The sequence below is a fragment of the Mediterranea sp. ET5 genome (assembly GCF_023337025.1).
Classification (GTDB): Bacteria; Bacteroidota; Bacteroidia; order Bacteroidales; family Bacteroidaceae; genus Phocaeicola_A.
The window spans coordinates 243,457-249,896 of sequence record NZ_JAMBLN010000003.1 but is presented as its reverse complement, the minus strand read 5'-3'; the positions used below and the strand labels follow the sequence as shown (position 1 = coordinate 249,896).

Genomic DNA, 6,440 nt, shown 5'->3' with positions numbered 1-6,440 from the left:
TTATCCTATTCAAAATCTCCACTCAATTGTAAGCCTTTTGGGACGTTCGGCGCTGGCTGCATATCCCGGAAAATGCCGGGGCTATTAGGAAAGCGAATGAACAGACATTTATTTGAAAAAGACTTATGAAACTATTGGGTTAAGTCGTGGGGTTTGCCTAATTTTGCGGCAATCCTATAATAATGTAATATGTAATAATATCATGAATTGGTTACAAGCACTGTTTCTTGACCCTGATTCTGTCGCACACATCGTGTTGCTCTACGCGTTAGTCATTTCGGTGGGTGTGCTCTTGGGCAAGATCAAAATCTTTGGGATCTCCCTGGGTGTAACCTTTGTGCTCTTTGCCGGCATTGTCGCGGGGCATTTCGGGTTCACTGGGAATGAATCGATCCTGTCATTTTTGCAAGACTTCGGCTTGATACTGTTTGTCTTCTGTATCGGTTTGCAAGTCGGTCCTTCTTTCTTCTCTTCTTTCAAGAAGGGGGGTGTGTCGATGAATGTCGTGGCAGTTGGCATTGTCGCACTTAACATCATTGTGGCTTTGGCCTTGTACTATGGTCTGAATGGACGGGTGGACATGGCCATGATGGTGGGTATCCTCTGTGGTGCAGTGACAAATACCCCGGGACTTGGTGCCGCCAATGAGGCTTTGCACGGAATCAACTACAGCGGTCCCGAAATTGCCATGGGATATGCCTGTGCTTATCCGTTGGGCGTCTTGGGCATCATCGGGGCAACCATTGCCATCCGCTACATCTGTCGGGTGAACCTGCAGAAGGAGGAGGAGCAGATCGCACGTGCCGAGGAAGAAAACCCGCACATGAAGCCGTATCTGATGCACCTGCTGATGCAGAACGAAGCCTTGGATGGCAAGACGCTTTCACAGGTGTCCAACTTCCTGGGACGTGACTTTGTGTGCAGCCGTATCTTGCAGAACGGACACGTGTCCATCCCTACGGAAGACACCGTCTTCCACATGGGTGACCAATTGTTTATCGTCTGCGCGGAAGATGATGCCGAGCCTATCATCGCGTTTATCGGTCCGAAGATTGAGGTGGACTGGGAGAAGCAGGACACACCGATGGTGTCACGCCGAGTCCTGGTTACGCAGCCGAGTATTAACGGTAAGACCTTGGGTGAACTCCATTTCAACAGCATGTATGGGGTGAATGTGACCCGTGTCAACCGTTCGGGTATGGACCTGTTTGCTGCACGTAACTTGACGTTGCAGGTCGGCGACCGTGTGATGTGTGTCGGACCGGAGGACGCAGTAGGCCGTGTGGCAAAATTGCTGGGTAACCAGTTGAAGCGTCTGGACCATCCGAACATCGTGACAATCTTTGTTGGTATTCTGCTGGGTATCTTTCTGGGAAGTCTTCCGATTGCCATTCCGAACATGCCGACTCCTTTGAAGCTGGGTCTGGCAGGTGGTCCGCTGGTGGTTGCGATCCTCATCGGACGCTTCGGCTACAAGCTGCACCTGGTGACCTACACCACGATGAGTGCCAACCTGATGTTGCGTGAGATTGGCCTGGTGCTCTTCCTGGCGAGTGTGGGTATCAAGGCAGGAGCCAACTTTGTCCATACGGTGGTGGAAGGAGACGGTCTGCTCTATGTGGGTTGCGGTTTCCTGATAACGGTCATTCCGTTGCTCATCATGGGTGTCGTGGCACGTTGGAAGTACAAGATGAACTATTTTACGCTGATGGGTCTGATTGCCGGTAGTAACACCGACCCCCCTGCATTGGCTTATGCCAACCAGTCATGCAGCTATGACGCCCCTTCAGTAGGCTATTCCACGGTTTATCCGTTGGCGATGTTCCTGCGTATTCTGACCGCACAGTTGCTGATTCTACTGATGGCTGCATAGCACTATCAGGATATAAATGAAATAAAGCGAGGTCTCTGCCCGAAAGCAGATGCCTCGCTTTATTGTTTGCAGGAGATTGGAGATATGTCCCGCTTATTTCTGGATACCGAATTCAGACTGCTGACGGTCTACCTCCTCCAGCATCTTGCGCTTTTCCTCTTCGGTGAACTGCTGTTTGCGGGTTCCGGTTGTGGGTTGTGAAGTCTGGACCTTTGCCGCAGCCTCCTCTTCGCTGTAGCAGAAAGGCATGCGAACAGGAACACTCTCAAACTCCAGTTCGGCAGGGGTAGGAGCCTGTGTACCTTCAAACTGTACATGCGCATATACCTTGATTTTCCCGGCTTTACGGGTCGAACGCACCAACAGGGGAGCCGAACCCCATTCCACGGCACGGGGATTGGCATTGATGGAGGCATCGCCCACAATCTCGCCTTCCCCTTCTACACGGAAGACAATGTTGTCCTTGGCAAGGCGGCGTACATGTCCCAGGTCGTCGGTTACTTCGGCAATGACAACCACGAAGTCCGAACCGTCGGCTATCAGGTCATGCTGCTTCTCAGCCAGACGCAGACGCAGCTTGGTAGACCGGCGTGAAGGCATCTTCTTGGTGCTGCATACCACCCGTCCGTTGATGATTCCCTCGGCATACATGTTCACCATCTGCCAGTTGCGCTCGGTGTAGCTGTGGCTGCGGGCTTCCCAGAAATCCCAGACGTTTTTGAATACCACGGGGGCATTGGGCAGGTGTCCCTTCTCATGTTTGACGGGGAGTATCCATTCCTTCGTTCCGTCGTACATTGACAGGCGGACGGAGTCGCAGTTGCTGAACACCACCACGTCCGGGTCGGAGAAGGGCCCCATCTCATGCATGATGTAGACCATCGGTCCGCTTTCTGCCGTCGGGTGTTTCAGGTCAGCAGGCGACTGGCTGCGGAACATGTAGTAGGCATACTTGGGCTGGCGGAAGCAGTCGAAGATACCTCCCCAGTATGGGTCGGGGTGATAGCCGCGCTGGTGGTCGAAGGGATGCCACTGTGCTCCGCCGATGAACTTGCCCGTCGTGCGGAACAGCCCGTCGTAGGTCTGTGCCAGCGACAGTGCCTGTACCTTCTGCGGACGTTCTCCCCAGCTGCGGGAAGCGCGGTTGTTGTTGTTGTGCGCATACCAGTCATCCACATTCTCGCCCCATTCGCGGGTGAAGATGCATTGCTTGGGCGCATTCGCCTTTTCGTCATCGCCGGGCCAGCCATAGACCACGTCATAGTTGTCCTTCACACCGGCAGAGTGCACGTCGGCAGCAGCCACCGGACGTCCCGGATAGGGATATTCATCCTTGGTAATCTGCAGGGCCTGAAGGGCGAAGTCGAGCGGATAGGAGGTCTCGTTCAGGATGGGTTCCCACATCAATACCGAGGGATGGTTGCGGTCCCGACGGATGATGTTACGCGTGTTTTCGTGTACACGTGCGGCAAATTCCGGATTCTTGTTCCAATATTGCCATCCCGGTGTAGCCACGATGACAAACAGTCCCAGCTCATCGCAAGCATCCATGAACGAGGGGTCCTGCGGATAGTGTGCCACGCGGATGATGGTGCATCCCGCATCACGCAGCAGACGGGCATCGCGCCATTGCTGGGAGTTCGGCAGGGCATTTCCCACATAGGCAAAGTCCTGATGACGGTTGGCGCCCACCAGTTGTCCGTAAGGTTTCCCGTTGAGGAAGAACCCTTTTTCGCCGTTGAACTCAAACCAGCGGATGCCGATGCGGGTCATGCCGCCGTCGATGGTTCGGCTGCCGTCCTTGATGCGTGACTCCACCCTATATAAATAAGGTGAGTCGGGCGACCACAGACGGGGATGCTTCACCACGAGCTTCTGCATGGCAGTCTCGTCCTTTCCGGCTGCAAGGGTCAGTTTCTGGCTGACGCGACGTACCAGGCGTCCGTCTGCATCGGTCAGTGTCGTTTCGACGGTCACCCGACGCGAGGCGGCAGCACTGTTCTTCACATGGGTGTTGACGTAGACCTCCGCACTTTCTTCCGACAGGTTGTCAAAGTGGACGAACACTCCGCCTCCTGCTACCTTGCCTGCCTCGATGGCGTCCGTGATGGCTACAGGTGCTTTGCCGATCATCCACACATCCCGGTAGATGCCGCCGTGATAGGCGAAGTCGAGCGTGTACTGCGTCTTGCCGGGAGGGTAGGTCTTGTCGTTGCTGTTGTCAGCCATCACGGCAATGACGCACGAGTCACCCGCCTGCACACCGGCTTCAGTCAGTGAAATGTTGACAGGCAGATAGCCGCCCAGGTGCTCCTTGACCAGCTGACCGTTGACATAGAACTTCTGCTTGCCCATGATGGCCTCGAAGTGGATGGTCACGTCCATTCCCTTCAGCGAGGCAGGCACGGTGAAATGCTTGCGGTACCACGCGATGCCCTGATAGTTGCGGCATCCGCTGGCCTCGGCCGGCATCAGCTGGACGGAGTGAGGAGTGGAAACCACCTCCCAGTCGCGGTCGTTGAAATCGGCAGCTTCGGCTCCTTTCACATCTCCACGGTAGAAACGCCATCCGGGATTGAAGTTATACACTTGCCGTCCGCTTCCCTCCAGGGGGAAGAAGCCGGCGACAGAAATCTCTTGGGGAGAAGACACCCTCTGTGCCAGTCCCGGCAAAGAGAGTAACAGTAAGATTAAAGTTAACGCAATGTTTTTCATAATGTTCTGCTTAATTCCCGCAGCTGCCCAGCTTATCAGCCCGTAGTCTGCCGATTGCGCCTGGAGCTTGCGGAAGTTGAGTCATTCTGTAATGGATTGCTTTGTATTTGTCGCAAAAATAGGCATTTTCGTGAGTGATTACAAATCCTGTGTCCGTAAATCAGGGAATGTGTTGAAGTTGGCTTTTGGGGAGGCTGATTGATAGCTTATAATGTTTGCTGCTGAACGAAAAGGCGCGACTACCGGGGTAATCACGCCTGAAAAGGGTTGGGCAGGGGCTTATACCCCCAGCACGATATTGGCATCAATATTCAGCTTTCGGCTTATTTCTCGGGCAACCTTCAAGGTCGGCTCGCACTTGCCGGACATGTAGTCGCTCAGCCGCGATGGACTGACGCCGACCAGCTTTGCAAGCGATTTTTGATTAAGCCCCATTTCATACATCCGGAGTTTAAGGACATCTACGAGGGTCGGTTCTCCCAGTGCAAAATGTTCTTCCGAATAGTCAGCGACAAGGTTGGATAGCAACTCCAGTTCGATGCTGTTCGGGTCATTCAGAGGAGTGTCATCCTTCACCAGCGGAAGGAGTTCCTCCACTCTTTTCACAGCCCATTCGTACTGAGCCTGATTTTCTATCTTTGTCATAGTACTAAATATTAGCGCAATCTATTTTGTCAAATTCCTTATGAGTCCCAATAAATCGAATGTACACAAACTGGATGGTAAACTTTATCACTGCCACCAGGCGGTAGTTATTACCTTTGATGTTGAATACATAGTGTTGGTTGCCGACATTGTCGACGCTGTTGAACGTTTTCCTGACGTCGGCAAAGCAAGTCCACTTGCTCCTCTTCACAATGGTAGCCCACTCTTGCAGGGCAACCTTTGAATCCGGGTGGTTCTCTACGTATTCCTTCAATGTTTGTTCGGTGAATATTCCCATGGGGCACGCGATTATCATGTGACAAAGATAAGTACATAATTCTAGTATTCAAAATTGTATTCCAATATTTGTAACCCGGTGTAAGAAAGTAGCGATTTGTCAATTTGTCAAATTGTCAAATGAACCGCCCGGAAAATCCCTTCCTCGCACCAAAATACGAGTTGGTGAGTAGAAAGGGCCTTCTCGGGCGATTTACAAAATACAGATTGCTGCGTTTTGTTTCTCAGAATGTGATTCTGTCTGCCGTATACCGCTTCTCGACGGACGGATGAACAGCATATACCCGAAGATGTGTTCAAAATAATAGTTTCCAAAAGTACGCGCTGTCGTACAAACTAGAGGTGAATGAACGTGAAATAACGATTCATAATCCTAAATGAAGTCTTTGAGAGTGCTAACAAAATTGTTCGGCGGACGAAACAATATTGTTTGGGTCGTCAAACAATATTGTTTCACGCACCAAACACAAGTGTTTGACATCTCAAACAATATTGTTTGAGTGCATAAACATGCGAATTTGGGGCTCTAAGGGAATATGTATGCACCCAATCCTGTATGAATATTCTTAAAATAGCCTACTTTGGTTGATTTTTCAAAAGTACGAGTTAGCCGGGAAGTTCATTTTGGGAGATTCTGTCAAGGAGAAGAGCCTAAATCGTGGCATTCCGACAGGTCGTGCAGGGTGGGGCGGTTGGGCTTCATGCCACTCCTCCCCGAAAAAGGATACGGCTTTCTATTCGTTTTTCAGACGCTGACGAGGTATTTGCCTCTACGTATCCGGGAAGGTGGAATCAATGCGAACCGACCTGTTGGCTTACGGCAATCGCGGTTTGGACGGAATGGTAATAAATCCGTATAGATAGAGCTGTGTTTATCGAAGTTTGACCATTTTTAAAGCCTTTTGTTGAT

At 51.7% G+C, this 6,440-nt stretch carries 4 protein-coding genes; 1 reads left to right on the top strand and 3 read right to left on the bottom strand.

Annotated elements, in window-relative coordinates; genetic code table 11:
* Positions 1 to 202 precede the first annotated feature (202 nt).
* The gene (locus tag M3087_RS03805) at positions 203 to 1,873 is read left to right on the top strand and encodes a putative transporter (RefSeq protein ID WP_249093854.1); all 1,671 of its coding nucleotides are present in this window, start codon (positions 203 to 205) and stop codon (positions 1,871 to 1,873) included.
* Positions 1,874 to 1,966: 93 nt separating this feature from the next.
* Here M3087_RS03805 and M3087_RS03800 read toward each other — a convergent pair whose 3' ends face one another.
* The 3 genes from M3087_RS03800 to M3087_RS03790 form a co-directional block, all read right to left on the bottom strand.
* On the bottom strand, positions 1,967 to 4,588 hold the full coding sequence (locus M3087_RS03800) for a glycoside hydrolase family 2 protein (RefSeq protein ID WP_249093852.1): 2,622 nt from the start codon (positions 4,586 to 4,588) through the stop codon (positions 1,967 to 1,969).
* A 279-nt stretch (positions 4,589 to 4,867) separates the two neighbouring features.
* Positions 4,868 to 5,233, bottom strand: coding sequence for a type II toxin-antitoxin system HigA family antitoxin (locus tag M3087_RS03795; RefSeq protein WP_022384681.1), 366 nt, complete (start codon positions 5,231 to 5,233; stop codon positions 4,868 to 4,870).
* A gap of 4 nt (positions 5,234 to 5,237) precedes the next feature.
* Positions 5,238 to 5,531: a type II toxin-antitoxin system HigB family toxin gene (locus tag M3087_RS03790; protein WP_249093850.1), complete on the bottom strand. Its 294-nt coding sequence runs from the start codon at positions 5,529 to 5,531 to the stop codon at positions 5,238 to 5,240.
* Between the last annotated feature and the right edge of the window lie 909 nt (positions 5,532 to 6,440).

Excerpts from the sequence above, each read along its gene's own strand:
- M3087_RS03805 (WP_249093854.1), top strand. The coding sequence starts at position 203 with ATGAATTGGTTACAAGCACTGTTTCTTGACCCTGATTCTGTCGCACAC.
- M3087_RS03800 (WP_249093852.1), bottom strand. The coding sequence starts at position 4,588 with ATGAAAAACATTGCGTTAACTTTAATCTTACTGTTACTCTCTTTGCCG.
- M3087_RS03795 (WP_022384681.1), bottom strand. The coding sequence starts at position 5,233 with ATGACAAAGATAGAAAATCAGGCTCAGTACGAATGGGCTGTGAAAAGA.
- M3087_RS03790 (WP_249093850.1), bottom strand. The coding sequence starts at position 5,531 with ATGGGAATATTCACCGAACAAACATTGAAGGAATACGTAGAGAACCAC.